This is a genomic window from Rhizobium sp. BT04 (assembly GCF_030053135.1).
Taxonomy (GTDB): domain Bacteria; phylum Pseudomonadota; class Alphaproteobacteria; order Rhizobiales; family Rhizobiaceae; genus Rhizobium; species Rhizobium binxianense.
Window position 1 is genome coordinate 203719 of sequence record NZ_CP125652.1, and the last position, 25116, is coordinate 228834.

General features: G+C 61.5%; 25 protein-coding genes and 2 pseudogenes. 15 read left to right on the forward strand and 12 right to left on the reverse strand.

The window, feature by feature from the left end:
- Positions 1-65: 65 nt before the first annotated feature.
- From rpsM to QMO82_RS09450, 5 genes and pseudogenes are all read left to right on the forward strand, one after another.
- On the forward strand, positions 66-434 hold the full coding sequence (rpsM, locus tag QMO82_RS09430) for a 30S ribosomal protein S13 (protein WP_003573772.1): 369 nt from the start codon (positions 66-68) through the stop codon (positions 432-434).
- Between the two features lie 133 nt (positions 435-567).
- The gene (gene rpsK, locus QMO82_RS09435; protein WP_003547577.1) at positions 568-957 is read left to right on the forward strand and encodes a 30S ribosomal protein S11; all 390 of its coding nucleotides are present in this window, start codon (positions 568-570) and stop codon (positions 955-957) included.
- A 97-nt stretch (positions 958-1054) separates the two neighbouring features.
- Positions 1055-2065 (forward strand): DNA-directed RNA polymerase subunit alpha, encoded by a 1011-nt coding sequence (locus QMO82_RS09440; protein ID WP_003547579.1) that lies wholly within the window; start codon positions 1055-1057, stop codon positions 2063-2065.
- 177 nt (positions 2066-2242) lie between these two features.
- Complete coding sequence (gene rplQ, locus QMO82_RS09445) at positions 2243-2665, forward strand: 50S ribosomal protein L17 (RefSeq protein WP_003573769.1); 423 nt, start codon at positions 2243-2245, stop codon at positions 2663-2665.
- An 82-nt stretch (positions 2666-2747) separates the two neighbouring features.
- A pseudogene (locus tag QMO82_RS09450) lies at positions 2748-3145 on the forward strand (DUF2809 domain-containing protein).
- Between the two features lie 18 nt (positions 3146-3163).
- On the opposite strand, the gene msrQ reads toward QMO82_RS09450, so the two are convergent.
- Together msrQ and msrP are read right to left on the reverse strand one after the other, a co-directional pair.
- The gene (msrQ, locus tag QMO82_RS09455; RefSeq protein ID WP_183606602.1) at positions 3164-3826 is read right to left on the reverse strand and encodes a protein-methionine-sulfoxide reductase heme-binding subunit MsrQ; all 663 of its coding nucleotides are present in this window, start codon (positions 3824-3826) and stop codon (positions 3164-3166) included.
- Positions 3826-4773 (reverse strand): protein-methionine-sulfoxide reductase catalytic subunit MsrP, encoded by a 948-nt coding sequence (gene msrP, locus QMO82_RS09460; RefSeq protein ID WP_183606603.1) that lies wholly within the window; start codon positions 4771-4773, stop codon positions 3826-3828. The genes msrQ and msrP overlap by 1 nt, the downstream gene beginning before the upstream one ends.
- Before the next feature lie 333 nt (positions 4774-5106).
- Here msrP and ilvD point away from each other — a divergent pair, with 333 nt between their 5' ends.
- Complete coding sequence (gene ilvD / locus QMO82_RS09465; protein ID WP_183606604.1) at positions 5107-6945, forward strand: dihydroxy-acid dehydratase; 1839 nt, start codon at positions 5107-5109, stop codon at positions 6943-6945.
- Between the two features lie 58 nt (positions 6946-7003).
- On the opposite strand, the gene QMO82_RS09470 is transcribed toward ilvD, so the two are convergent.
- Both QMO82_RS09470 and QMO82_RS09475 read right to left on the reverse strand, forming a co-directional pair.
- The gene (locus tag QMO82_RS09470; RefSeq protein ID WP_183606605.1) at positions 7004-7357 is read right to left on the reverse strand and encodes a lysozyme inhibitor LprI family protein; all 354 of its coding nucleotides are present in this window, start codon (positions 7355-7357) and stop codon (positions 7004-7006) included.
- Between the two features lie 21 nt (positions 7358-7378).
- The gene (locus tag QMO82_RS09475; RefSeq protein ID WP_183606606.1) at positions 7379-7759 is read right to left on the reverse strand and encodes a YkvA family protein; all 381 of its coding nucleotides are present in this window, start codon (positions 7757-7759) and stop codon (positions 7379-7381) included.
- Positions 7760-7892: 133 nt separating this feature from the next.
- On the opposite strand from QMO82_RS09475, the gene QMO82_RS09480 reads away from it, so the two are divergent.
- Both QMO82_RS09480 and QMO82_RS09485 read left to right on the forward strand, forming a co-directional pair.
- Positions 7893-9296 (forward strand): DegQ family serine endoprotease, encoded by a 1404-nt coding sequence (locus tag QMO82_RS09480; RefSeq protein ID WP_183606607.1) that lies wholly within the window; start codon positions 7893-7895, stop codon positions 9294-9296.
- Positions 9293-10609, forward strand: coding sequence for a replication-associated recombination protein A (locus QMO82_RS09485; protein WP_183606608.1), 1317 nt, complete (start codon positions 9293-9295; stop codon positions 10607-10609). The genes QMO82_RS09480 and QMO82_RS09485 overlap by 4 nt, the downstream gene beginning before the upstream one ends.
- Before the next feature lie 32 nt (positions 10610-10641).
- Here QMO82_RS09485 and QMO82_RS09490 read toward each other — a convergent pair whose 3' ends face one another.
- From QMO82_RS09490 to QMO82_RS09500, 3 genes are all read right to left on the reverse strand, one after another.
- Positions 10642-11316 (reverse strand): VIT1/CCC1 transporter family protein, encoded by a 675-nt coding sequence (locus QMO82_RS09490; RefSeq protein WP_183606681.1) that lies wholly within the window; start codon positions 11314-11316, stop codon positions 10642-10644.
- A gap of 252 nt (positions 11317-11568) precedes the next feature.
- On the reverse strand, positions 11569-11880 hold the full coding sequence (locus QMO82_RS09495; protein ID WP_183606609.1) for a DUF1883 domain-containing protein: 312 nt from the start codon (positions 11878-11880) through the stop codon (positions 11569-11571).
- A gap of 207 nt (positions 11881-12087) precedes the next feature.
- Positions 12088-12243: a hypothetical protein gene (locus tag QMO82_RS09500; RefSeq protein WP_183606687.1), complete on the reverse strand. Its 156-nt coding sequence runs from the start codon at positions 12241-12243 to the stop codon at positions 12088-12090.
- Positions 12244-12310: 67 nt separating this feature from the next.
- Here QMO82_RS09500 and QMO82_RS09505 point away from each other — a divergent pair.
- Positions 12311-12517, forward strand: a pseudogene (locus QMO82_RS09505) (alpha/beta hydrolase); the annotation flags it as partial.
- Positions 12518-12560: 43 nt separating this feature from the next.
- Here the strand turns inward: QMO82_RS09505 and QMO82_RS09510 are convergent.
- Positions 12561-13565 (reverse strand): ketopantoate reductase family protein, encoded by a 1005-nt coding sequence (locus tag QMO82_RS09510; RefSeq protein ID WP_183606610.1) that lies wholly within the window; start codon positions 13563-13565, stop codon positions 12561-12563.
- 148 nt (positions 13566-13713) lie between these two features.
- A complete protein-coding gene (locus QMO82_RS09515; protein ID WP_183606611.1) occupies positions 13714-14565 on the reverse strand; it encodes an oxidoreductase in 852 nt (283 codons plus the stop codon).
- 121 nt (positions 14566-14686) lie between these two features.
- Between QMO82_RS09515 and QMO82_RS09520 the strand changes: the two genes are divergently transcribed.
- Positions 14687-15574, forward strand: coding sequence for a LysR family transcriptional regulator (locus QMO82_RS09520; protein ID WP_183606612.1), 888 nt, complete (start codon positions 14687-14689; stop codon positions 15572-15574).
- Here the strand turns inward: QMO82_RS09520 and QMO82_RS09525 are convergent.
- The gene (locus QMO82_RS09525) at positions 15549-16139 is read right to left on the reverse strand and encodes a nucleoside 2-deoxyribosyltransferase (protein WP_183606613.1); all 591 of its coding nucleotides are present in this window, start codon (positions 16137-16139) and stop codon (positions 15549-15551) included. The two genes, QMO82_RS09520 and QMO82_RS09525, sit on opposite strands and share 26 nt — an antisense overlap.
- A gap of 320 nt (positions 16140-16459) precedes the next feature.
- Here QMO82_RS09525 and QMO82_RS09530 point away from each other — a divergent pair, with 320 nt between their 5' ends.
- Positions 16460-17431 (forward strand): alpha/beta hydrolase, encoded by a 972-nt coding sequence (locus QMO82_RS09530; protein ID WP_183606682.1) that lies wholly within the window; start codon positions 16460-16462, stop codon positions 17429-17431.
- 57 nt (positions 17432-17488) lie between these two features.
- Here the strand turns inward: QMO82_RS09530 and QMO82_RS09535 are convergent, their stop codons facing one another.
- Positions 17489-18112, reverse strand: a complete 624-nt coding sequence (locus tag QMO82_RS09535) for a carboxymuconolactone decarboxylase family protein (RefSeq protein ID WP_183606614.1) — start codon at positions 18110-18112, stop codon at positions 17489-17491.
- Positions 18113-18174: 62 nt separating this feature from the next.
- Positions 18175-19725, reverse strand: a complete 1551-nt coding sequence (locus QMO82_RS09540) for a PAS-domain containing protein (RefSeq protein ID WP_183606683.1) — start codon at positions 19723-19725, stop codon at positions 18175-18177.
- Positions 19726-20080: 355 nt separating this feature from the next.
- Between QMO82_RS09540 and QMO82_RS09545 the strand changes: the two genes are divergently transcribed.
- Genes QMO82_RS09545 through QMO82_RS09560 form a run of 4 tightly spaced genes read left to right on the forward strand, consistent with a single transcriptional unit; the run spans position 20081 to position 25065 of the window.
- Entirely contained in the window at positions 20081-21154 is a 1074-nt protein-coding gene (locus QMO82_RS09545; protein ID WP_183606615.1) for a LacI family DNA-binding transcriptional regulator, read from the forward strand.
- 5 nt (positions 21155-21159) lie between these two features.
- Positions 21160-22773, forward strand: coding sequence for an acyl CoA:acetate/3-ketoacid CoA transferase (locus tag QMO82_RS09550; protein WP_183606684.1), 1614 nt, complete (start codon positions 21160-21162; stop codon positions 22771-22773).
- Positions 22766-23545, forward strand: coding sequence for an enoyl-CoA hydratase/isomerase family protein (locus QMO82_RS09555; RefSeq protein ID WP_283196639.1), 780 nt, complete (start codon positions 22766-22768; stop codon positions 23543-23545). The genes QMO82_RS09550 and QMO82_RS09555 overlap by 8 nt, the downstream gene beginning before the upstream one ends.
- A complete protein-coding gene (locus QMO82_RS09560) occupies positions 23545-25065 on the forward strand; it encodes an aldehyde dehydrogenase family protein (RefSeq protein ID WP_183606616.1) in 1521 nt (506 codons plus the stop codon). The genes QMO82_RS09555 and QMO82_RS09560 overlap by 1 nt, the downstream gene beginning before the upstream one ends.
- Positions 25066-25116: the final 51 nt, after the last annotated feature.

The window sequence follows — 25116 nt, forward strand, 5'->3', positions numbered from 1 at the left end:
GGTTCCAAAGGCCGCGTAACGAAGCCCACTTGCCGGATGGCAACTGGAATGCAAGGAGAACAGGCGTGGCACGTATCGCTGGCGTCAACATCCCGACTGCGAAGCGCGTTGTTATCGCGCTGACCTACATTCACGGGATCGGTCCGAAATTCGCACAGGAAATCGTCGAGAAGGTCGGTATCCCGGCTGAGCGTCGTGTGCATCAGCTGACGGACGCAGAAGTCCTTCAGATCCGCGAAGCCATCGACCGCGACTATCAGGTCGAAGGTGATCTTCGTCGCGATACCGCGATGAACATCAAGCGTCTGATGGACCTCGGCTGCTACCGCGGCCTGCGTCATCGCCGCGGCCTTCCGGTCCGCGGTCAGCGCACGCACACCAATGCCCGCACCCGTAAGGGTCCGGCAAAGGCAATCGCTGGTAAGAAGAAGTAATTTCCGGGAAACCGGGGTAGGGAGGCTGGCGGTCTGCGCCGGCCTCTTTTGAGTTTGGAGCGGGACCATATAGGCGCCGTTCCGGTGTAGCCGCTGGCATTACGGCGGTGAAGAGATCAACGAAAGGAATACCATGGCTAAGGAAGCCGTCCGCGTTCGCCGTCGCGAGCGCAAGAATATCTCGTCGGGTGTCGCCCACGTCAACTCGACCTTCAACAACACGATGATCACCATCACCGATGCGCAGGGCAATGCGATCGCTTGGTCGTCGGCTGGCGCCAAGGGCTTCAAGGGCTCGCGCAAGTCGACCCCGTTCGCTGCCCAGATCGCTGCCGAAGACTGCGCCAAGAAGGCTCAGGAACACGGCATGAAGTCGCTGGAAGTCGAAGTCTGCGGTCCGGGTTCGGGTCGCGAATCGGCTCTGCGTGCGCTCCAGGCTGCAGGTTTCATGATCACGTCCATCCGCGACGTGACCCCGATCCCGCACAATGGCTGCCGTCCGCGCAAGAAGCGCCGCGTCTGATCATCGCTCTCGTCACTGGTGAGCGCCTTGGCGCTCCCGGTGGTTTTCAAGCTCGGTTGCCACGATTGGATGGTGGCAACGAACGGAAGGCAAACTCATGATTCAGAAGAACTGGCAGGAACTGATCAAGCCGAACAAGGTGGAGTTCTCTTCGAGCTCGCGCACCAGGGCGACGCTTGTTGCCGAACCGCTGGAGCGCGGCTTCGGCCTGACCCTCGGCAATGCGCTTCGCCGCGTTCTGCTCTCCTCGCTGCGCGGCGCTGCCGTCACGGCGGTGCAGATCGATGGCGTGCTGCATGAATTCTCCTCGATTCCGGGCGTCCGCGAAGACGTGACGGACATCGTGCTCAACATCAAGGAAATCGCCATCAAGATGGATGGCGACGACGCAAAGCGCATGGTCGTGCGCAAGCAGGGCCCGGGCGTTGTCACGGCTGGCGACATTCAGACGGTCGGCGATATCGAAATCCTCAACCCCGAGCATGTGATCTGCACGCTCGATGAGGGCGCCGAAATCCGCATGGAGTTCACCGTCAACAACGGCAAGGGCTATGTTCCGGCCGAACGCAATCGTGCGGAAGATGCTCCGATCGGTCTCATCCCGGTCGACAGCCTCTATTCGCCGGTCAAGAAGGTGTCCTACAAGGTTGAAAATACCCGCGAAGGACAGGTTCTCGACTACGACAAGCTGAACATGACCATCGAAACCGATGGCTCGATCACCGGCGAAGACGCCGTCGCTTTCGCGGCGCGCATCCTCCAGGATCAGCTTGGCGTCTTCGTCAACTTCGACGAGCCGCAGAAGGAAACCGAAGAGGAAGCAGTCACCGAACTCGCTTTCAACCCGGCTCTCCTCAAGAAGGTGGACGAACTCGAACTGTCGGTCCGTTCGGCAAACTGCCTGAAGAACGACAACATCGTCTACATTGGCGACCTCATTCAGAAGACCGAAGCAGAAATGCTCCGCACGCCGAATTTTGGTCGCAAGTCGCTGAACGAAATCAAGGAAGTTCTCGCTTCCATGGGCCTGCACCTCGGCATGGAAGTGCCGGCATGGCCGCCCGAGAACATCGAAGATCTCGCCAAGCGTTACGAAGACCAATACTGAGCGGCGTGAGGAAAAGTGTGAAGCGGTTTTCCGCCCGCACGCCGATCGCGAGAACATAACAAAAGGCAGGCTCTTTCGGCTGCCTTTCCCCGTCAAACAGCAGGCCGATCGCCTGCATGTGCCAGGAAACGGCAGGCCCACTTAGCGTAAGGGCACCTGCATTAAAGGAGAATAGCAATGCGCCATGGTAAAGCCGGCCGCAAGCTGAATAGAACTGCAAGCCACCGCAAGGCGATGTTCGCCAACATGGCGGCTTCGCTGATTACCCACGAGCAGATCGTCACGACCCTGCCGAAGGCCAAGGAAATCCGTCCGATCGTCGAGAAGCTCGTCACGCTCGGCAAGCGCGGCGACCTGCATGCTCGCCGCCAGGCGATCTCGCAGATCCGCGATGCTGCCGTCGTTTCGAAGCTGTTCGACACGATCGCAACGCGTTACGCCACCCGCAATGGCGGTTACCTGCGCATCATGAAGGCCGGCTTCCGCCAGGGCGACAACGCCGCCATGGCCGTTGTCGAATTCGTTGATCGCGACACCTTTGCCAAGGGCGCAGCCGACAAGGCCCGCGTCGCTGCCGAAGAACAGGCCGTCGCCGCTTAATCTTTCGCTCCGGCGGAACAAAACAGCCGGGCTGCAAAGTCCGGCTTTTTTTGTTTCTGATATAGTGACGGGACCGGCTCCATTGCGCAAAATCATTCAGACTCGCTCTCCGCAGCTCCTTCGTCTGGCCGCCCTGTTTCTCGTTATCGTTCTCGGGCTGGTGCTCCGCAGGTTTGGCTATGCGGCCGATCTGCCTTTCATCGTCGTCAAATATGGCGGATCGGCGCTCTGGGGAGCGATGGTCTATCTGCTCGTGGCGCTCTTGGTCGCAAGGTCACGGCCGACAGCAATTGCCGTCGCAGCGCTGTTCATAGCGATCTCAGTGGAATTGTTCCGGCTCTATCATACGCCCTGGCTCGACGCCTTTCGGCTGACCACGGCGGGCGCGCTGCTGCTTGGGCGGATATTCTCGCTTTGGAATATGCTGGCTTATGCCATCGGCATCGCCGCGGCTGGGCCCTTGATCCAGCATATCGGTGATCCATTCTCGCCGGTCGCTTACGCCTCGGATGGCGACGCCACGGCGCGATTGCGTGGTCGTCCTTGGCCCTTCTTTCGGCTGCGTGCGATCGGCCGATAGGAGCGGTAGAGGATGAGCGCGATGATCAGCCCGACATAGATATATTGCTCGAGATCGAGGATCTTGGTCGAGAGCGCGAAATGCAGCGCCCCGCTGGCGGCTATGATGTAGACGAGGCGGTGCAGCCAGATCCAATTCTTGCCGAGGCGGCGGATCGAAAAATTGTTGGATGTCAGCGCCAGCGGAATGAGCATTGCAAGCCCGGCCATGCCGAACATGATGAAGGGGCGCTTCAGCACATCGTTGATGACCGCAGGAATGTCCATCGCCTGGTCGAGCACCATGTAGACGGTGAAGTGCATCAGCGCGTAATAAAAGGTCAGCAGGCCGAGCGCGCGGCGATAGCGCAGATAGTTCCAGCCGAAAAGCTCGCGGGCAGGGGAGACGGCAAGCGTTGCGATCAGGAAACGGATCGTCCAGATGCCGAGGAAGAGCTCGAAGGTCTTGACCGGATCGGCGCCGAGCTGATCGGTCGCCCCGAGATAGAAGGTCCAGGCGGCGGGCGCGAGCCCGACGACATAAAGCAGCCAGATGGAAGCGGGCTGCCAGCGCTTGGGGATGGCGAGCGACAGTTCCGCCATCAGAAATTCGCCTTCAGATCCATGCCGGCATAGAGGCTCGCCACCTCGTCGGCATAGCCGTTGAAGGGTAGGGTGGGATGGCGGCTTGCGCCAAAGAAGCCGCTTTCGCCGATGCGCCGTTCGCTGGCCTGGCTCCAGCGTGGATGGTCGACGGCAGGGTTGACGTTGGCGTAGAAGCCGTATTCCTGCGCATTGGTGACCTGCCAGGTATTCTCGGGCTGCTGGTCGGTGAGTGTGATCCTGACGATCGACTTGATGCCCTTGAAGCCGTATTTCCACGGCACGACGAGCCGGATGGGCGCGCCGTTCTGGTTCGGCAGCGTTTCGCCATAAAGCCCGACGGCAAGCAGCGTCAGCGGATGGCGCGCCTCGTCCAGGCGCAGACCCTCGACATAGGGCCAGTCGAGTGACTGGAAGAAGCCCTTCTGCCCCGGCATCTCCTCCGGCCGCACCACGGTTTCGAAGGCGACGTATTTGGCGCTGCCGAGCGGCTCCACCTTGTCGAGCAGCGATGCCAGTGGAAAGCCGTCCCAGGGAATGACCATCGACCAGGCCTCGACGCAGCGCATCCGATAGGTGCGCTCCTCGATCGGGAATTCCTTGATCAGCGCCTCGAGGTCGAAAGTGCCGGGCTTGTTGACCATGCCGTCGACCTTGACCGTCCAGGGCAGCGGCTTGAAATCGCCGGAAAGAGCGGCGGGGTCACCCTTGTCGAGGCCGAATTCATAGAAGTTGTTGTAGGTGGTGACGTCCTTGATCGGCGTCGGCTTCTCGTCGACCTTGTACTTGCTCTCTACGGCGGAAAGCGCCGCAGCACTCGCCTTGCCGGCGCTGTAGAGCGCCATGGCGCCAAGCGCTGCCGCGCCGAGAAATTCACGACGGCGCACATAGACCTGGCGCGGCGTGATCTCCGATGACGCGATCTTCGGCGGGCGATAGCTTGGCATGGCGAAACCTCCTGGGCGGATTTCTGCAATATAGTCTTTAAACGAACCATCCGCATGTTCGGATGAGTCTCTAAGCCTTGAATATTGCTAACGGGAAGCCAATTTTTTGTGTTCGGCCGTGATGGAATAGGCTGTAACGAAACGTCGCGCCGAACCGTATATGAAAGATGGGCCTATGACGCTTGGCCGATGGCGTACCGGATTTGAGCTTCGCGGTAGTGACAGCCCCCGTCGATTGGATTAGGACAATTCCAAAAAGCAGCGTTGCCCGGCCCGCAGGCTCTATGCCGCCCCGCTTCGCCTGACTATTCCGACACATCGAGGAAGACACCGATGCCAGCTTACCGTTCCAGAACCACGACCCACGGCCGCAACATGGCAGGCGCGCGCGGCCTTTGGCGCGCCACGGGCATGAAGGATTCGGATTTCGGCAAGCCGATCATCGCGGTGGTGAATTCCTTCACCCAGTTCGTGCCCGGCCACGTGCACCTGAAGGACCTCGGCCAGCTCGTTGCCCGGGAAATCGAGGCGGCTGGCGGTGTCGCCAAGGAATTCAACACCATCGCGGTCGATGACGGCATCGCCATGGGCCATGACGGCATGCTCTATTCGCTGCCCTCGCGCGAGCTCATCGCCGACAGCGTCGAATACATGGTCAATGCCCATTGCGCCGACGCCATGGTCTGCATCTCCAACTGCGACAAGATCACTCCCGGCATGCTGATGGCGTCGCTGCGCCTCAACATCCCCACAGTCTTCGTCTCCGGTGGCCCGATGGAAGCCGGCAAGGTCGTGCTGCACGGCAAGACGCACGCCCTCGACCTGGTCGATGCCATGGTCGCCGCAGCCGACGACAAGATCAGCGACGAGGACGTCCAGACCATCGAACGCTCGGCCTGTCCGACCTGCGGCTCCTGCTCCGGCATGTTCACTGCTAATTCGATGAACTGCCTGACGGAAGCGCTCGGTCTGTCGCTGCCCGGCAACGGCTCGACGCTCGCCACCCACGCCGACCGCAAGCGGCTGTTCGTCGAGGCCGGCCACCTGATCGTCGATCTCGCCCGCCGTTATTACGAGCAGGACGACCTCAAGGCGCTGCCGCGCACCATCGCCTCCAAGCAGGCCTTCGAGAATGCCATGGCGCTCGACATCGCCATGGGCGGTTCGACCAATACGGTCCTGCACATCCTGGCTGCCGCCCATGAAGGCGAGATCGATTTCACCATGAGCGATATCGACGCGCTGTCGCGCCGCGTGCCGTGCCTGTCGAAGGTCGCACCGGCCAAGAGCGATGTTCATATGGAAGACGTGCACCGCGCCGGCGGCATCATGTCGATCCTCGGCGAACTCGATAAGGGCGGTCTCTTGAACCGCGATTGCCCGACCGTGCATGCCGAGACGCTGGGCGATGCGATCGACCGCTGGGATATCACCCGCACCAACAGCGAAACCGTCCGCAATTTCTATCGCGCCGCACCCGGCGGCATCCCCACCCAGGTCGCTTTCAGCCAAGAGGCCCGCTGGGACGAACTCGACACCGACCGCCAGAACGGCGTCATCCGCTCGGTCGAACATCCCTTCTCCAAGGATGGCGGCCTTGCCGTGCTCAAGGGCAACCTTGCGGTTGACGGCTGCATCGTCAAGACGGCCGGCGTCGATGAATCGATCTTGAAATTCTCCGGCCCCGCCCGCGTCTTCGAAAGCCAGGATGCCTCCGTCAAGGCGATCCTTGCCAACGAGGTGAAGGCCGGCGACGTCGTCGTCATCCGCTACGAGGGCCCGAAGGGCGGCCCGGGCATGCAGGAAATGCTCTATCCGACGAGCTATCTGAAGTCGAAGGGCCTGGGCAAAGCCTGCGCGCTGATCACCGACGGCCGCTTCTCCGGCGGCACCTCCGGCCTGTCGATCGGCCACGTCTCGCCGGAAGCGGCAAATGGCGGCACGATCGGCCTGGTGCGCGAAGGCGACATGATCGACGTCGACATCCCCAACCGCACGATCAGCCTGCGTGTCAGCGAGAGCGAACTTGCCGCCCGCCGCGCCGAACAGGACGCCAAGGGCTGGTATCCCACAGAAGTCCGCAAGCGCAACGTCACGACCGCGCTGAAGGCCTACGCCGCCTTCGCAACGAGTGCCGATCGCGGTGCCGTGCGCGATCTGAACGCCCGCTGACTCATCTGAACCGACGACTTACTGATTAAAAGTCAGCTGCTCTTCCAACCGGTCGCTTTCAAAGCGGCCGGTTGATGTTTTTATAAGACTCGCCGAGCTGCTTCAGCCGCTCGTCATAGGCAGCCTTAATGCAAGTTGCATCGGCCCCACATTCCTGCCGTTTCTTCAGCCAGGCCGTCTGTTCGTCCTGCAGGGTTCCGCGCGAACCCATCGCCAGCAGGCCGGAGAGCAGCTCGAAAGTCGTCACCATCTTCACATCGGCGTCGTTGAGCGCGCGGTTGTCGCAGATCGCCTTTTCATCCGACTTCAATTCTTTCGCCTCGCAATCGAAACTGGCCGCCTGTGCCAGATGCGATGTGAGGAGCAGGATCGCCAAACTGAGAGCGGCGGACATTGCGCGTGTCATCATCATCATCATCTTTCTTGCCGCCGATCAGGCCAGCTTGCTGAGTGCCAGAGCCAGGAAGATGATGCAGGCGAGCCAGACGGCAAGGATGAAGATCAATCCGAGACGGCCGGAAGGGCGCTCGATGCGTCTTGCCGCCTCAGCGCGAAGCTCGTTCATCACCTCGGCCGGGACAAGCCGCGTCGCCAGCAGGATGCCGAGCGGCACGATCAGCAGATCGTCGAGATAGCCGAGCACCGGAATGAAATCCGGGATCAGATCGACGGGCGACAGCGCGTAGGCGGCAACGGCGCCGGCCACCGCTTTCGCATACCACGGCACGCGCGCATCACGCGCGGCCAGCCACAGCGCAACGATGTCACGCTTCAGTGACTTCGCCCAGGTTTTGGCTTTTGATATCAGCTGCATGGCCAAACTTCCTGAATCAAATTCACAACGACTTCAAGACATTCCCCTGCCTTGTTCTTCCATGCTTCCGCCCTCTTTCCTTTCTAGCGTCGGGCGCTACAACGTTGCTCAAGAGGATTCAAAAGGGATACCCATGCAAGGCCTGTTCAAGCGCGCGTCCGTCTCGCTATTCGCACTGATACTCGTTCTGCCGGCTGCGGCCGATGCACAGACGGCAAAGTCCGTACCCGAGAGCCAGATGCAGATGCAGCTCTCCTTCGCGCCGCTCGTCAAGCAGACGTCAGGCGCCGTCGTCAATGTCTATGCGGAAAAGATCGTCCAGCGGCAGTCGCCCTTTGCCGGCGATCCCTTCTTCGAGCAGTTTTTCGGCCAGCAGATGCCAAACCGTTCGGAAAAGCAGTCATCGCTCGGCTCGGGCGTCATCGTCGAGGCGAACGGCACCGTCGTCACCAACAATCACGTCGTCGACGGCGCCGACGATATCAAGATCGCGCTGTCGGATGGCCGCGAATTCCCCTGCAAGGTGGTTCTGCGCGATGACCGTGTCGATCTTGCTGTGCTGAAGATCAACACCAAGGAAAGCTTCCCGACATTGCCGATCGGCAATTCCGATTCGGTCGAGGTCGGCGATCTCGTGCTGGCGATCGGCAACCCCTTCGGCGTCGGCCAGACGGTAACGAGCGGCATCGTCTCGGCACTGGCGCGCAACCAGGTGGTCAGGAACGAATTCGGCTTCTTCATCCAGACCGATGCCTCGATCAATCCCGGCAATTCCGGTGGCGCCCTGATGAACATGAAGGGCGAGCTGATCGGCATCAACACCGCGATCTTCTCGCGCGGCGGCGGCTCGAACGGCATCGGCTTTGCCATCCCTGCCAATCTCGTCAAGGTCTTCCTCGCCTCGGCCGATGCCGGCGTCAAATCCTTTGAGCGGCCCTATGTCGGCGCGAGCTTCGATGCCGTGACCTCTGAGGTGGCCGAAGCGCTGGGGCTGAACAAGGCCCGCGGCGCGCTCGTCGTCAAGGTTTCGGAAGGCGGACCGGCCGCCAAGGCCGGTCTAAAGGCCGGCGAAATCGTCACGGCGGTCGATGGCATTTCCGTCGAACATCCGGATGCGCTGCTCTACCGGCTGACGACGGCCGGTCTCGGCAAATCGGTCAAGCTCACCGTCGTCGAGAACGGCCGCGAGCAGCAACTGCCGCTGACGCTGGCCCGTGCCCCGGAAACCTCGCCGCGCGACCAGCGCACGATCGGCGGGCGCACCCCCTTTAGCGGCGCTGTCGTCGAAAACCTGTCGCCGCGGGTGGCCGACGAGCTGCGCATGCCGCCGGAATCGTCCGGCGTCGTCGTATCCGAGGTGAAAGAAGATTCGCCTGCCGCCCGTCTTGGTTTCGAGCCGAAGGATATCATCGTCTCGATCAACGGCACCGATGTGAAGTCGACCAGCGAACTGTCCGAGATCGCCGACAGCGACCCCGGCCTCTGGCGGGTGGAGATCGAGCGCGACGGCCAGCGCATCCGGCAGTTCTTCCGATGAGCAACGATCTCTTCGCACCGCGTGTTCCGGAGGAGGTCGCCGCCAGGCGGCCGCTTGCCGATCGCTTGCGGCCGAAGACCCTTGCTGATGTCACCGGTCAGGAACATCTGACCGGTGAAGACGGCGTCTTGAAACGGATGATCGAAAGCGGCTCGCTCGGCTCGATGATCTTCTGGGGGCCGCCCGGCACCGGCAAGACGACGGTGGCGCGGCTGCTGTCCGGCGAGGCGGGGCTGGCCTTCGAGCAGATATCGGCGATCTTCTCAGGCGTTGCCGATCTGAAGAAGGTGTTCGAGACAGCCCGCCTGCGACGCATGGACGGCCGTCAGACGCTGCTCTTCGTCGATGAGATCCATCGTTTCAACCGCGCCCAGCAGGATAGTTTCCTTCCCGTCATGGAGGACGGCACCGTCATTCTCGTCGGCGCCACCACCGAGAACCCGTCCTTCGAGCTCAACGCCGCTCTCTTGTCGCGGGCCCGGGTCCTCACCTTCAAGTCGCATGACGAGGAGAGCCTAGAGGAGCTGCTGAAGCGCGCCGAGGTGATCGAGCAGAAGCCGCTACCGCTGACCGAAGAGGCGCGCGCCAGCCTGGTCCGCATGGCCGATGGCGACGGCCGCGCGGTGTTGACGCTCGCCGAAGAGGTCTGGCGCGCCGTGCGCGAGGGCGAGAGCTTCGACACCGAAGGCCTGACCCGCATCGTCCAGCGTCGCGCTCCTGTCTATGACAAGGCGCAGGACGGTCATTACAATCTGATCTCGGCGCTACATAAGTCCGTGCGCGGTTCGGACCCGGATGCCGCTCTTTATTATCTCGCTCGCATGTTCGATGCCGGCGAGGATCCGCTTTATCTCGGCCGGCGGCTGGTGCGCATGGCAGTGGAGGATATCGGCCTTGCCGATCCGCAGGCGCTGGTGATCTGCAATGCCGCCAAGGATGCCTATGAGTATCTCGGCTCTCCGGAAGGGGAGCTGGCGCTGGCCCAAGCCTGCGTCTATCTCGCCACCGCGCCGAAATCGAATGCCGTCTACACCGCCTTCAAGGCGGCCAGCCAGGCGGCCAAGCAGAACGGCTCGCTGCTACCGCCGAAGCATATCCTCAACGCGCCGACCAAGCTGATGAAGGGCGAAGGTTATGGCGATGGCTACCGCTACGATCACGACGAGCCGGATGCCTTTTCAGGCCAGGATTATTTCCCGGAGAAGATGGGCCGCCAGACCTTCTACGATCCGCCGGAGCGCGGCTTCGAGCGCGATATCCGCAAGCGGCTGGAATGGTGGGGAAAACTGCGCAAGGAGCGCAATCCCCGCTGACGCGTTTGTGCCTGTTCGGTCGGCGAAAGGGCTCAACCGCCAAGGGCGATTGCTATTGCAACCAGAAGCAATCCGAGACAAGTCATCGTCATCCCGGCATGAAAAGGCCTGCCTCCCGAAAATTCCGCCCACGCATAGCCCGTCACAAACAGCAGTATGATGAGAAACAGGTTGCTGACTCTCAGAGCAAGGTGAGCGTTGTCGATGAGAAGAAAAGGGGTCACTGCTGGAATGGAGGTGACCGAGACCAGAAAGAAAACCGCGATTGCGGCCAAGAGTTCATCTTTCGATAATGACGCCTTCCGGGGATCGGCGCGGGATGCGAGCGTCAGGAGTGATCGATAGAGCGCGTCCGTGTCGGCGGCTTTTGCAGAAAACGGTGCTTCTTCTATCGGGAATTCTTGCGTGAGCATCTTGAGCGCCGCAGTCTCGCTTCTGGCGGCTTTAATTTGCCGAAAAAGGCGCAAGCGCCTGCTTTTGTAAAACGTCGTGCCCAGAATGAACAACACGGCGTCAATGATCCCCCAAGCGACGTTGCATCCGATTGTTGCGACGATCAACTCATGGACATCTAACCCTTCATCTTCAAAAACAAGCCTAGAACCTACCGTCAATGTCAGCGCCATGATCAATCCGAAAAGGACTTCGCCGAGCGCATCGCCGGGATCGATGATGTTGGTGATATGACCGATCGGGTTCGAGGTCATGGACGGCCCCCACGTGATGAAGATCATGGTCTGCTGTTCTTCACTCCCTAGCAGAGCACGAATGAGGAGCCGACTTGCGGCTGGCGGCGCGGGTAAGCTTCGCGACGAAAGAACTGTGACCGACATCGCGGTCTGATTCATTGATCGTAATCAAAGATCAGCACGTTTGGGCGTCTCGTGATCAAGGTTTTTCGACAGAGCACGTTCAGCGCTTGCCTTTGCGCGTCCGAAAGATGCGCGGCGATGCAAAGTTCAGGAGGGCCGCGGCATCTTCTGGTTTGCGGGCGTGGCGATCACCTTGACGGAAGATTCCGCCAGCCCGTGATGGCCTTCCATATCGACGACGATATGCCAGTGACCGCTTTCGGGAACAGCAATCTTGATCGGCGATTTGCGCGCCACACCGCCGATATATTTGAAATCGAGAACCTCGGTGAACCGCTGGAAATTCGGAGCCGTCATCAGGCGGACATTGTTCACCGCATTCAACGACACCTCGACGATCGTTCCGGCGCGCTGTTCTTTGAGATCGTAATGGGTGAAGCGGAAGTTCGGTTTCGGCATCGGTCTCGTGGCGTCTGAAGTCTCTGCGCAAAGATTTTACCAGCATGCCGGTTAAGGAAAAGTTGGAATTGGCCCCCTCGTTCTTCCGGCAGGTGAAAACGGCGGGAGAAGTGCTGGCTTGTCGCGACCGTCATGACGAAACGGCGCAACGAGGGCGGTGATTGCGCCGTCAAGGCGCGGCATCCTCGCTGTTTCCCCGGATGGACCTCAAGCGGAGTAAACGATGTAAAGCTCTATGCAGGCGAGCACGATGCCGAAGACGATCAGCGCCCAGGCGGTGCGTTTCTCGCGGATCTGCCGGTTACCGCGCGTGATCCCATGCGGGCGAAGAGGGTGGAAGGCGGAGGACATCATATTTCGCATGGCGTTTGACTTTTGCAACGATGGCAAAAGCCTACTGCCGTTTGCGATAGGAAATCCATTCGGAGCGCATATGATCGACTTCTACCACAAGCTCGGCGGCGGTCTGCGCGATGCGGGCTGGATGCGGGAAAACATGCCGAAGAACCGGCTGGCGATCCTGCCTGATCTCACCCATTACGAGACCTTCGCCTCGCCCCTCATGGCGAATATGGCAACGACCTTCCTCGATGGCGGCGGCAAGGCGCCGAACTGGGCTGAGCAGGTCGGAAAGTAAGCGAAGACGGCCGGGTTTTTCCCGGCCGCCCTTTCCTCTGCAATCAGCCGCTGCGCTGGTTTTCCCGATCCAACTGCGTCACCAGCGCCAGGATCGTTTCCGAGACCGGCGTCGGCACGGCACTCAGGCGTCCGAGCGCCACCACCATGCCGACCAGCGGCGTGATTTCGAGCGCCTTGCCGCCGATCAGATCTTGCAGCATCGATGTGCGCACGGCGCCGATATGGCGCGATTGTTCGAGCCGCTGCTCGACGGTCATGCTGAAACGCGCACCCAAGGCCTCGCCGACGGCGCGGACCTCGTTCATCACCTTGCCGACCGTGGCTGAAAGTGCCGGATCCGCCATGATGTCGGTCATCAGAGCCCTGGTCAGCGCGCTGATCGGGTTGAAGGCGGCATTGCCCATCAGCTTGCTCCAGATCTCGTTGCGGATAACAGCCGTCGTCGTGATGTTGAGGCCGGCGTCGGTCAGCACCGCGGCGATCGCCTCGAGATCGGGCGAGATCTCGCCCGAGGGCTCGCCGAGCAGGAAGCGGCCGTTGTTGGCAAGCTGGATCTCGCCGGGATTGATCACCTCTGCGCCTTGATAAGCGACGCAGCCGATGACCCGTTCCGGTCCGATCAGCCGCCAAAGCCTGCGGCCGGGATCGAGCTCGTTGAACTGCAGCTCGGCATGCCGGCTCTGGCTATCGCGGTGAAAATACCACCACGGAATGCCGTTAAGGATCATGACGACGCGGGTACCTTCCTTGAGGAGTCCTGCAATGCCTTCGGCAGCGGGTGCCAGCTGATGCCCCTTGAGGCCGGTGATGACAAGATCCTGCGGCGGCAATGTCTGGGGATCGTCGGTCGCGGTGAGGCGGACGTTGAGCGGCCTTTCCGCATCGGCTTCGCGCAGGCTGAGACCGTTGTCGCGGATGGCGTCGAGATGGGCTCCACGCGCGACGACGGAGATGGTGACGTCGTTTCCGGCTTGGCTAGCAAGCTTGACGGCGATAGCGCCGCCGAGTGCGCCAGCGCCATAGATGCAGATGGACTTGATGGACATGCTCGCCTCTTCATGGTGGTGATCGACCTAGATCTAGGCCATTCCAGAGGTGAGGCGAACGCTAATTTGCCGCATGCCGCACTTTCCCGCAGTCACAGCGGCGCTGCAGCCGCATCCCCGAGTCCTGGGATGCGGCGGGCAGGGCGCTTCAGGCAGAGGCCGTTGCCTCGTTTGGAAAATCCGTGGACAAAGCGAGCTGACGCCAGATAGCAAGTTCCTTTTCGACGCTGGCATGCTGCTCCTCGATCACCGCAACCGTATCGCTGCCGAACGGCATGCGCAGCGGCGGATTGGGCGAATTGACGATCGTCATGATGCCGGCGGCCAGCTTGGCGGGATTGCCGGGCTGGGCATGGTTGGCGTCGGCAGCGAAACTGCGCATGTTGCCGGCCGGCGTACCCTCGTAGTCCGCAATCGAAGCCGGGCTGATAGCCAGCGATGTGTCGGCGAGGAAGTCGGTGCGGAAGAAGCCAGGCTCGACGATCGTCACCTTGATGCCGAAAGGTTCGAGTTCGGCGGCCATCGATTCCGACAGGCCTTCGACGGCGAACTTCGTCGAGCCGTAGACGCCCCACCCGGGATAGCCGAAATAACCGCCGATCGAGGAAAAGTTCAGGACATGGCCGGAGCGCTGGCGGCGCATATAGGGCAGCACCGCGCGCGTCACCTTCAGCAGGCCGAAGACGTTCGTGGCATAGAGCCTTTCGACCTCTTCGGCCGTGGCTTCCTCGACAGCACCCAGCAAGCCGTAGCCGGCATTGTTGGCAAGGACATCGATGCGGCCGAAGCGGGCGATGCCGGCAGCCGCGGCCTCCTTCGCCTGTGCCTCGTTGGTGACGTCGAGGGCGACGGCAAGCAGGTTCGGATGATCGCCGAACTGCCCGGTCACGGTCTTCGGGTTGCGGGCGGTGGCGATGACGGCATCGCCTGACGCAAGGGCTTCCTTGGTCATCAGCGCGCCGAAGCCGCGGGATGCACCAGTGATGAACCAGACTTTCATGACGAATTCCTTTCTGTTCGGTGGGTGGTGGCATCTCTGTGCCGACGGGGTGAATTTGACCGAAAAACCGTTGCTGTATAAGATTTGTTATTCTTGAAACTATGATGAGTTTAATTCAGCAATGCGCGCCACCGAATTGTCCGAACTCGCGGCCTTTGCCGCCGTCGCGCGGCATAAGAGCTTCCGCAAGGCGGGCGAGGAGCGGGGTGTCACCGCGTCTGCGGTCAGCCATGCCGTGCTCAATCTCGAAGACCGGATCGGCATCCGCCTGCTCAACCGCACGACGCGCAGCGTCTCGCTGACGGAGGCCGGCGACCTGCTGATCTCGCATCTCGACCCGGCTTTCGGCGAGATGACGGCGGCGCTCGATGCACTGAACCGCTATCGCGACACGCCGTTCGGCAAGGTGAGGATCAACGTGCCGAATTCGATCGGCCCCTTCGTTATCGGCCGCATCATCGGTCCGCTGCTGAAAAAGAACCCCAACTTGCAGCTGGAGATCAACGCGACCGACAGGCTGGTCGATATCGTCGAGGAGGGTTTCGATGCCGGTATCCGCTTCGGGGAGCGCGTCACCGAGGGCATGATCGCGCTGCGCATAAAACCGCGCATCCGCTTGGTCGTCGTCGGTTCGCCTGCCTATTTCGAGACCCGGCCGAAGCCGGCGACACCGCACGAGCTCAAGCGCCATCTCTGCATTCAGAACATGTTTCCGTCAGGCGCGCGTTATGCCTGGGAGTTCGAGAAGGACGGCCAGGCGGTGAGCTTTCAGCCGGCCGGACCGCTGTCGCTCGACGATCACGAGCTGATGATGCAGGCAGCGCTCGGCGGCGTCGGCCTTGCCTACATCTGGGAGCCGCGCGTGGAAAAAGCCGTTGCCGGCGGCGAACTGATCCAGGTCCTGGACGACTGGTGCCAGCCGGAGGAACCGCTCTATCTCTACTATCCGAGCCGCCGCCATATGTCGGCGGGCTTCAGGGCGGTCATCGAGGCGATGAAGGCGGAGTAAAAGAGGCCGGGATGCCGGCGATCGTCTGAAGCGCCTTGAAGTAAACCGTAAGGTCGCGGGCAGGGTCCGCCGGGAGCGTCGCTGCACGAAACACCTTGCCTCCGGTCGCCTCGATCCCTCCGTCGATCATCAGGTTGTCGGCCATGCCGTGATTTTCGATCGCGATGCCATCCGGTCCGCGGGGGCGTCCGCTCGTCTCATCGATCTCGAGCCCCGCATACCAGATCGAGCGAACACGCAGGCCGTAGTCGTCGGGGTGGTTGGAATAGGCAAAGACCGCTTTTCCGAGCGCAATCATGAAGCCGATTTCGTAGACCGTACCCGGATCGGCGCTGACGCCTCGAAAGGGAGTGATGTTGGCAAGGCAGATCTCGGCTCGGCGCATGGCGTCGTCGTTGCGTGCGTAGATCTCTGCGGCGGTCCGCTTCACCGGTGTCTGGTTTTCGTCGCTGCCGGGACCGGTCGGCTCGAAGCCGAACTGGCGCGCCAATCGGCGTTTTTCGGCCATGATGGGCATGGCATCCGGAAGAAAGACTTCCGGGCCGGCAAGGTAAATGGTGGTCATCGACATCCTTCACTCACATGCGAGACGAAGCGCCGGGGTTGGGGGCAGCCAGACGCGGAGCCCATTTCCGACGGATGCGCGGCAAATGGCAAGCCGTGCCGGCGGGCATTGGCGATTTTTTTGAAAGTAAGACAGCCGTCGAGGCGGTGCGGGAGAAATGAAAAAGCTTGAGGTTCAGTCCCGGCACCTTTTGACTCCGGAGGACGAACCGGCCAAATATGCCGCATGGCCAGCATCGTCGGGAGAAGTTGATGAACGGTGGGATTTTGCCAGCTGGTATTCGAAGAGCGTCCAAGCGGCTCGGATGTCTGTCTTTCGTCTTGGTCGCGTTGACGCCGATGGGATCGGCAGCGGTCGGGCAGGGCATCGGGCCGCAAAGTCAGGCCTCGCGCCAGCAGGTCGAGAAACTCGTCGGCCTCTGGAAGGGTCATTTTGCCGGCGCCGACAGCCTGCAGCAGCGGCGAACGGCCTTCAGGACGCTGATGGAGACGATGCCTGGGCCAACGCGCATCCAGGTGCGGCAGGTCGATGCCGACGGCGTCGACGCCGAGCTGATGTGGCCTGCCCGTCTTCATCACCCGATCGGCCAAAGGGTGATCCTCTATATCCATGGCGGCGGCTTTTCCAGCGGCTCCATTCGCACACATAGCCTGCTTGCCGGCTCGCTTGCCAAGGCCGCATCCAGCGACATTCTTCTCATTGATTATCGGCTGATGCCCGAATATGCCTATCCTGCTCAGATCAACGACGCGCTGACCGCCTATCGCTGGCTTCTCGACAACGGCTATCGGAGCGAGAACGTCATCGTGGCCGGAGACGGCGCCGGCGGCAATATCGCGATCGAGACGGTGCTGAGGCAGATGCAGGCGGCAAAGCCGTTGCCGGCGGCTGTGATTGCGCTCAGCCCCATCACCGATCTTGCCGCGACAGGCGGATCCATGACATCAAACGCCGGAAGCGATCCGCTGGTCGGCAAGGACTGGATCGAGACCCTGCGCCAGACCTATCTCCGCACCCGGTCTCCGACCGATCCCCAGGCATCGCCGCTTTATGCCGACATGACCGGCTTTCCGCCGCTGTTGCTGCAGGTCGGCTCCGGCGAAGTCCTGCTGGACGATACGCTGCGGCTCGCCGACAAAGCGCGCCAGGCGGGAGTGGACGTCACCACCGAGGTTTGGCCGGGCATGCCGCATCAGTGGCAGCTGTTTCCCTCTCTGCTCGACGATGCCGATCGGTCGAGCCAGAATATCGCCGAGTTCGCGATCCGACATTTTGCAGACAAACCGGAGTAGGGGGCCGGAGGAGCAGGACAGCAAAGGCCGCCGCCCAAGCATCCTCCATTTACCCCATCATTGCGATGTGCCGCGGGAGGTTGAAGGCGCCAAAGGCCGTTCGACCTCCCGTCCGACGCTGAGCGCCCTTCGTACATTCGGCTCCAGCCGCTCCATATAGGCGTGGTCGGGAGCGGCACCCAGCGCATCCAGCATTTTCGAGAAGAAACACCGGGCCGCTGCCGCAGCCGTGACGTCGAAGACCTCGGCATCGCTCAGCCCGTGTTTCTTCAGTCCGTCTATATCCTGCTGGGTGACCGATGTCGCGTCGCGCGCCACCTTGGCGGCAAAGGCCATGATGGCGCGTTCGCCGGCATCGATCGGCGCCTTCTCCGTCTCGTTGACAACAGCCGTCAGCCCGTCGCTGGTAAAGCCCTCGCGCAGCAGCACCGAGCCATGCGCCAGCATGCAATAGGAGGATTTCAGCTCCTTGGCCGCCGCCAGCGTCACCAATTCGTAGCGCCGCAGGCTCATATGGCCGCGAATGCTCGAAAGCAGCGCCACCCAGTTCTCCATCACCTCCGGCCGGTGGCCGAAGGCACGATACATGTTCGGTAGATAACCATAGTTCGCCTCCGCTGACGCGTACATCGACGTCGTCTTCTCGCTGGCGGATGCATTGGGGGTGTGAATGAAAGCCATGGCCAGATCCTCCTCTATGCGAGAAGGATAGGGTAGATATGCAGGACAGCAATCCTGAAATATCAGGCAGCGTCGCTGCTCGCAGAAGCGTTACCAGTTCTCTCGATGGGACCAGTTCTCTCGATGGGAAGAGTGACGGTGAATGTCGATCCGCATCCTCTTGCGCTTCGAACCTCTATCGCGCCGTGGTGCAGTTCGACGATCTGCTTCACCAGGTTGAGGCCGATGCCCGTTCCGGCAATCCCGGTCGAGGTCCCGGCACGGAAATAGCGCTGGAATAGCCGGGGTACGTCTTCGGGGTCGATCCCCACCCCGTCATCGCTGATCGAAACTTTGACGTTTCCCGTCTCCTCCCACGCCGTGATGCGAATTTCGGAGGTTCCGGGCGCGTATTTGACGGCATTGGACAGCAGGTTGGTAAAGACCTGCGCCAAAGCGCGGGGATCGGCATCGATGACCTCCGGCAGCCGGTCAATGTCCAACATGAAGCTGTGTGTCTTGGCGATCGTCGACTGCCGCTCGCAACAGGTTCTTATCAATGATCTTAAGGCGCAGGCGTCGTAGCTGATATCGATCTTACCGGTGTCAAGACGCCCGGCCGACAGGATGCTCTCCATGAGATCGACAATCCGGTTCACCGATGCGCGGATCTGGTCGACCTTGTCGCTGAGAAATTCGGGTTCGACGGCCCCTCTCTTACGCAACAGCCGCTGGGCGGCCGCGTCGATGATGGCCAGCGGGGTCCTGAATTCATGGGACGCCATCGCCACGAACTGCCGTTGCAATTCGTTGATGTTCCGCTCCTGCGCCAGCATTCGCTCGAGTTCCCGCGCCTGGCGCTCGACTTCCGCCGTGCGGCTCTTCACCGTCGTTTCGAGCTGATCGTGATGCCGGCGCAGCTCTTCCGCAAGTCGCACCGTCTTGGTGACGTCTTCGTGGGTGGCGACGTAACCACCGTTTTGCATCGGATTGTGGGTGATCTTGATGACGCGACCATCGGTGAGCACGATATTCTGGCTGGCCACCGCACCGCGGACCGTCGCTTCGAAGACGACGTCAAAATAGGTGGCGGTATCGGCCGGGCCATTTCCCTCGCGGCTGCGAAAGGCCAGGATATCGACAAGTGGCGTTCCTGGTTTCGTCAGCAAATCCGGTAGATTGTACATCCGTGCATAGGACGGGTTGCACAGGATCAGGTTCTTTTTCGAATCGAACATGCACAGTCCATGCGGCATGTTGCTGAGGGCCGCGTCGAACCTGTGATGTTGTTCGGTGAGACTGTCTTCGACGCGGATGAGGGTCGAGATGTCTTCATAGCTCAAGATCCAGCCTCCCTCTTTCGACGGGGCTGAGGTCAATGAGACCATCCGTCCGTCGGAAAGCGCAAACTGGGACGTGCGCGGTCTGCCGATCGTCGACGACTGTGCCGCTGCGCGGCAATCGGCGGTGCCCGGCAATCCGTCAATATTCATTCCTCTGCTGATGGCTCCATCCGGGAGGCCGAGAATTTCGAGCGTGCGGGCGTTGAAAGCCGTCACCTTATTGGCAGGATCAAGGAGAACAATGCCCTGCGGCAGGTTCTCCAGAATGGATTCAAACGAGTGTGGCATCATCCGGCCCTGCTTCAGATCTGGCGCGTTGCACGTATGCGTAGCATTCGTCAGAAATGATAAAGTTTCGCTAATCCAATCGGCGGGAGTTCCTCGACGGAAACTTGGATAGCGGGGCATCGGTCACATCCCTCAAGGCGGCCGCCGATGCAAAGGCGCGCCTCGTCCACGGCGACAAGCCCCGAATCTTCCCTGATACGCCGTCCAGTTGCGGTAATTTAGATCGTTCCAATTTTCTGGATTGCATTTTGATGCGGGACGAGACTGAATTCTTGGTGACTCATTAGATTTATCTTGACAGAATTGGAACGTTCCAAATATTTAACGATCAATCAACGTTTGGTGGTCGGAGAAAGACGTGACAAAGGCGCGGGTAACCGTCATTGACATCGCAAAGGCCGCCGGCGTCTCCAAGTCGACGGTGTCGCTGGTGCTTCAGGGCTCCTCCCTGGTCAATGAGGTGACGCGCGCCAAGGTCAACTCTGTGATGCGCGAACTCGGCTACGTCTATAATCGCGGCGCCGCCAATCTTCGCCAGGCCGGCGCCAAATCGCGGATCGTCGGGGTCGTCGTCAACGACCTGACGAACAGCTTCTTTGCGGAACTGGCGGTCGGCGTCGATATGGTCGTCCAATCGGCCGGCTTCGTGCAATTCCTGTCGAATACCGGCGAGAGCATCGACCGGCAGCGTGAGGTTGTCGCATCGATGCGCGAGCATGGCATTTCCGGCCTGATCGTCTCGCCGGCGCGCGCCACCGATGCCGCAGACTTCAAGCCGCTCGTCGCAGCCGGCATTCCGGTGGTGGTCGTCGTGCGAAACCTGCCCGGCGCCAAAGTCTCGTCGATCGTCTCCGACAACCGAGCCGGCATGATGTCGGCGGTCAAGCATTTGGTGGGGCTCGGCCACAAGCGTATCGCTTTTCTCGGAGGCTTTCCCGACACCGCCGTCTTCGACGACCGGCTTGCCGGCTACCGGAGCGGTGTGGAGACGGCAGGGCTTGACTATCACGAAGAACTCGTCATCGCGTCGGCACCTTCGCGGGCCGGCGGGGTGGAGGCGATCGGCAAAGCGATTGCTCTTGCCCGTCGGCCGACCGCAGCCGTCTGCTTCAACGATGCAGTCGCCTTCGGTGTCTGTGACGGATTGCGCGCTCGCCGTCTGGAGCCTGGCGCCGACTTCGCCGTGGTGGGTTTCGACGACGTCATCGAGGCTCAGGCGGCGGTTCCCGCGCTGACGACGGTCTCTGTCGATCCGCAGGGCATCGGGCGACGGGGCGCACAGATGCTGCTCAAGCAGATCAATGCGGGCAAGGCCGAGGCGGAGACGGTGACGACAGCCGTTCGGCTGGTCGTTCGCGAAAGCTGCGGCGCCGGCAAGACCGCGCCGGCAAGGACCGGCAAGAGTGTAAAATCGAAACAGGACGCTGAGTAATGCACATGGAGAAGCATCTCACCCCAGCCGAAGCGGCAGCGCTGATCCCGGATGGCGCTTTTGTCACGGTGTCGTCTTCGAGCGGTCTCGGTTGCCCTGATCTCATGCTGAAGGCGATTGGCGAGCGTTTCGATGCGACCGGCCATCCCAAGGATATTACCACTCTTCATCCCATCGCAGCCGGCGACATGAGCGGCATCAAGGGTGTCGATTACATTGCAAAAAAGGGCCTGCTCAAACGCATCATCGGCGGCTCCTATCCCTCAGGTCCGTCGTCATCAGAGCCGCCGCTGATCTGGCAGATGATCACCAACAACGAGATCCCGGCCTACAACATTCCCTCCGGCATCCTCTTCGACATTCATCGCGAAGCCGCTGCCAAGCGGCCGGGCGTGCTGACCAAGATCGGCATCGACACCTTCGTCGATCCGGAGCGGCAGGGTTGCGCGATGAACGGCCTGGCGTCGGAGCATCCGGTGGTCAAGCGCGTCAGCTTCGAGGGCGAGGACTGGCTGTTCTTTCCGGCAATCGTCCCCGAGGTCGCCATCATCCGGGCCACCACCGCCGACGAGCGCGGCAACCTGACCTACGAACACGAAGGCGCCTATCTCGGCGGCCTCGATCAGGCGCTGGCCGCCCGCAACAATGGCGGCATTGTCATCGCCCAGGTCAAGCGGATCACCAAGGAAGGCTCGCTGAAGCCGCATGACGTCCGCGTGCCGGGGATGCTGGTTGATTATGTGGTCGTCGATCCGGAGCAGAAGCAGACGACGCAGACGCAGTATGATCCGGCGATATCAGGGGAGATCTTCCGCCCGCTCGATAGCTTCAGCGTTCCGGAGTTCAATGTTCAGAAGGTCATTGCGCGCCGTGTCGCGCAGGAGCTTCAGGCGGGAAGTTGCGTCAATCTCGGCTTCGGCATCTCGGCCAATGTGCCGCGCATTCTGCTGGAGGAGGGGCTCCACGGCGCGGTCACCTGGGTCATCGAGCAAGGGGCGGTCGGGGGCGTGCCGCTGCTCGACTTCGCCTTCGGCTGCGCGTCGAACGCCGACGCCTACATGCCGTCTCCCTATCAGTTCACCTATTTCCAGGGGGCAGGCTTCGATGCGTCGTTGCTCTCCTTCCTCGAGATCGGCAAGGACGGCTCGGTCAACGTCTCCAAGCTCTCCTTCCGGCCGCATGTGACGGCTGGCGCCGGCGGCTTCGTCGACATCACCGCGCGGGCGAAGAAGATCGTCTTCTCCGGCATGTTCAACGCCGGAGCGAAGCTTTCGATCGCCAATGGCGCCCTTCTGATCGAGAGGGAAGGCAGGCTGAAGAAGCTGGTGAACGAGGTCGAACACGTGACCTTCAGCGGCAGGCGCGCGATCGAGCAGGGGCAGGATATCACCTATGTCACCGAGCGGTGCGTGATGAAGCTGACGCCCGACGGCATCGTCCTCACCGAGATTGCCCCCGGTATCGATCTCCAATCCCACATCCTCGATCAGTCGGAGTTTCCATTGATCGTTGCGCCTGATTTGAAGGTCATGGACGCCGCGCTCTTCGCGGAGTCTGCGATCGGCCTGTCGCTTCCGGGGAAAAAGGCACGGACGCTGGAGGGCAGCTTCCATGGCTAGCGGAACCGTCAGAATTGACGTCGATGGACATTTTGCGACGCTGACGATTTCTCGTCCGGAGAAGCTGAACGCGCTCGACCTCGACATGCTGAAAGCGCTGGCAGACGCGGCCGACGCGGTGGAGGCGAACGCCAATGTGCGCGCTGCCGTTCTCACGGGCGAAGGAAAGGGCTTTTCCGCCGGCGGCGATATCAAGGCCTGGGGCGGAATGTCGCCTCAGGAGTTCGGTCATCTCTGGGTTCGCCACGGCCACCGTATCTTCGAGAGACTGGCGACGCTCAGGGTGCCGCTGGTCGCGGCTCTGAACGGCCACGCCCTCGGAGGGGGGCTTGAGCTTGCGGGGGTTGCCGACATTCGCCTCGCCGAGCAGCACATCAAGATCGGCCTGCCGGAGACCGGCTTGGGAATGGTGCCGGGCTGGTCGGGGACACAGCGTCTGGTGCGCCGGTTCGGCGCGCAGGCCGTCCGGCGCATGGCCTTGGGCGGCGAGATATTCACCGCCGAGGAGGCGCGTCTGCTCGGGATCGTCGACGCGGTGGTTCCCTCGGGAAGCTCGCTTGCTGCCGCCAGGGAATACGCTGAGCGGATTGCCGCAAGGGGCCCGGCTGCCGTCGAGATCGCCAAGTTGATGATCGCATCGGCGAACGGCGAAGACAACGGAACCGCGGTCGAAGCCCTGGGCTCGATCCTCGCTGCGAAGACCGGCGATCTGAAGGAGGGCGTCGCATCATTCAGCGAGAAGCGCCCGGCAACATTCAAGGGAGAATGGTAATGACGGTCCTCGTCAACCCCACGGCACTGAGCAATCACAGCGCGCGTGATTTCAAGATGCTCATCGACGGCAAATGGGAGGCCGGCGGCTCCGATCCGATCGAGCGTATCGCGCCGAGCCACGGGGTCGTGGTCAGCCGCTTCCCCACAGGCAGCAGGACGGATGCCGAGCGCGCCATTGCCGCGGCGCGCAAGGCCTTCGATCTCGGGCCGTGGCCGCGGATGACCGCTTCCGAACGCTCCGCCATCCTGCTCAAGGCTGCCGATCTGATTGCGGCGCGCGCGGAGGAGTTGGCATTTCTCGATGCGATCGAGGCGGGAAAGCCGATCACCCAGGTGCGGGGAGAAATTGCAGGCTCCGTCGACATATGGCGCTATGCGGCAGCTCTTGCGCGCGACCTCCACGGTGAGAGCTACAACACACTCGGCGATGGCACCCTCGGCGTCGTCTTGCGCGAAGCGATCGGGGTGGTGTCGATCATCACGCCTTGGAACTTTCCGTTCCTAATCGTCGGCCAGAAGCTGCCATTCGCCTTGGCTGCCGGCTGCACGACCGTCGTCAAGCCCTCGGAACTGACCTCGGGATCGACGCTGGTGCTGGGAGAGATCCTGCAGCAGGCCGGCATTCCGGATGGCGTCGTCAACATTGTCACCGGTAGGGGACCTGAGGTCGGCGCGGTCATGACGTCGCATCCCGACGTCGACATGGTCTCCTTCACCGGCTCGACCGGCGTCGGAAAGCTGACGATGTCGAATGCCGCACAAACGCTGAAGAAAGTCTCGCTGGAACTTGGTGGGAAGAACCCGCAGATCGTGTTTCCGGATGCCGATCTCGATGCATTCATCGATGCCGCGGTCTTCGGCGCCTACTTCAATGCCGGCGAGTGCTGCAATGCCGGCTCGCGGCTGATCCTTCACAAATCAATCGCTTCCGATGTCGTCGAGCGGATTGCCGAATTGTCGAAGGCCGTGAAGGTCGGCGACCCGCTCGATCCCTCGACGCAGGTGGGCGCGATCATCACGCCTGAGCATCTGGAGAAAATCTCGAGATATGTCGCCGGTGCAAGAAGCGGCGGCGCCCTGGTCGCTCATGGCGGCGAGACGCTTGACCTCGGCATGGGGCAATTCATGTCGCCGACGATCCTTGAAGCGGTCACCCCTGATATGGCGGTGGCGCGCGAGGAAGTCTTTGGGCCGGTGCTTTCGGTGCTGACATTCGAGACGTCAGCCGAAGCGATCAGGATTGCCAATTCCATCGACTACGGCCTGTCGGCCGGTATCTGGAGCCGCGATTTCGACACCTGCCTCACGATCGGCCGCTCGGTGCGGGCCGGCACGGTCTGGATGAACACCTTCATGGATGGCGCCTCGGAGCTTCCCTTTGGCGGCTACAAACAGAGCGGCCTCGGCCGCGAGCTCGGCCGCCATGCGGTCGAAGACTACACGGAGACCAAGACGCTCAACATGCATATCGGCAAACGCACCAGCTGGTGGATGCCGCAGACGGAAAAGCCGGCTTAGCCGGCGGCCGAACTACGCTCGATGAGGGCGGGTGATTGGTGCGGGAATGGG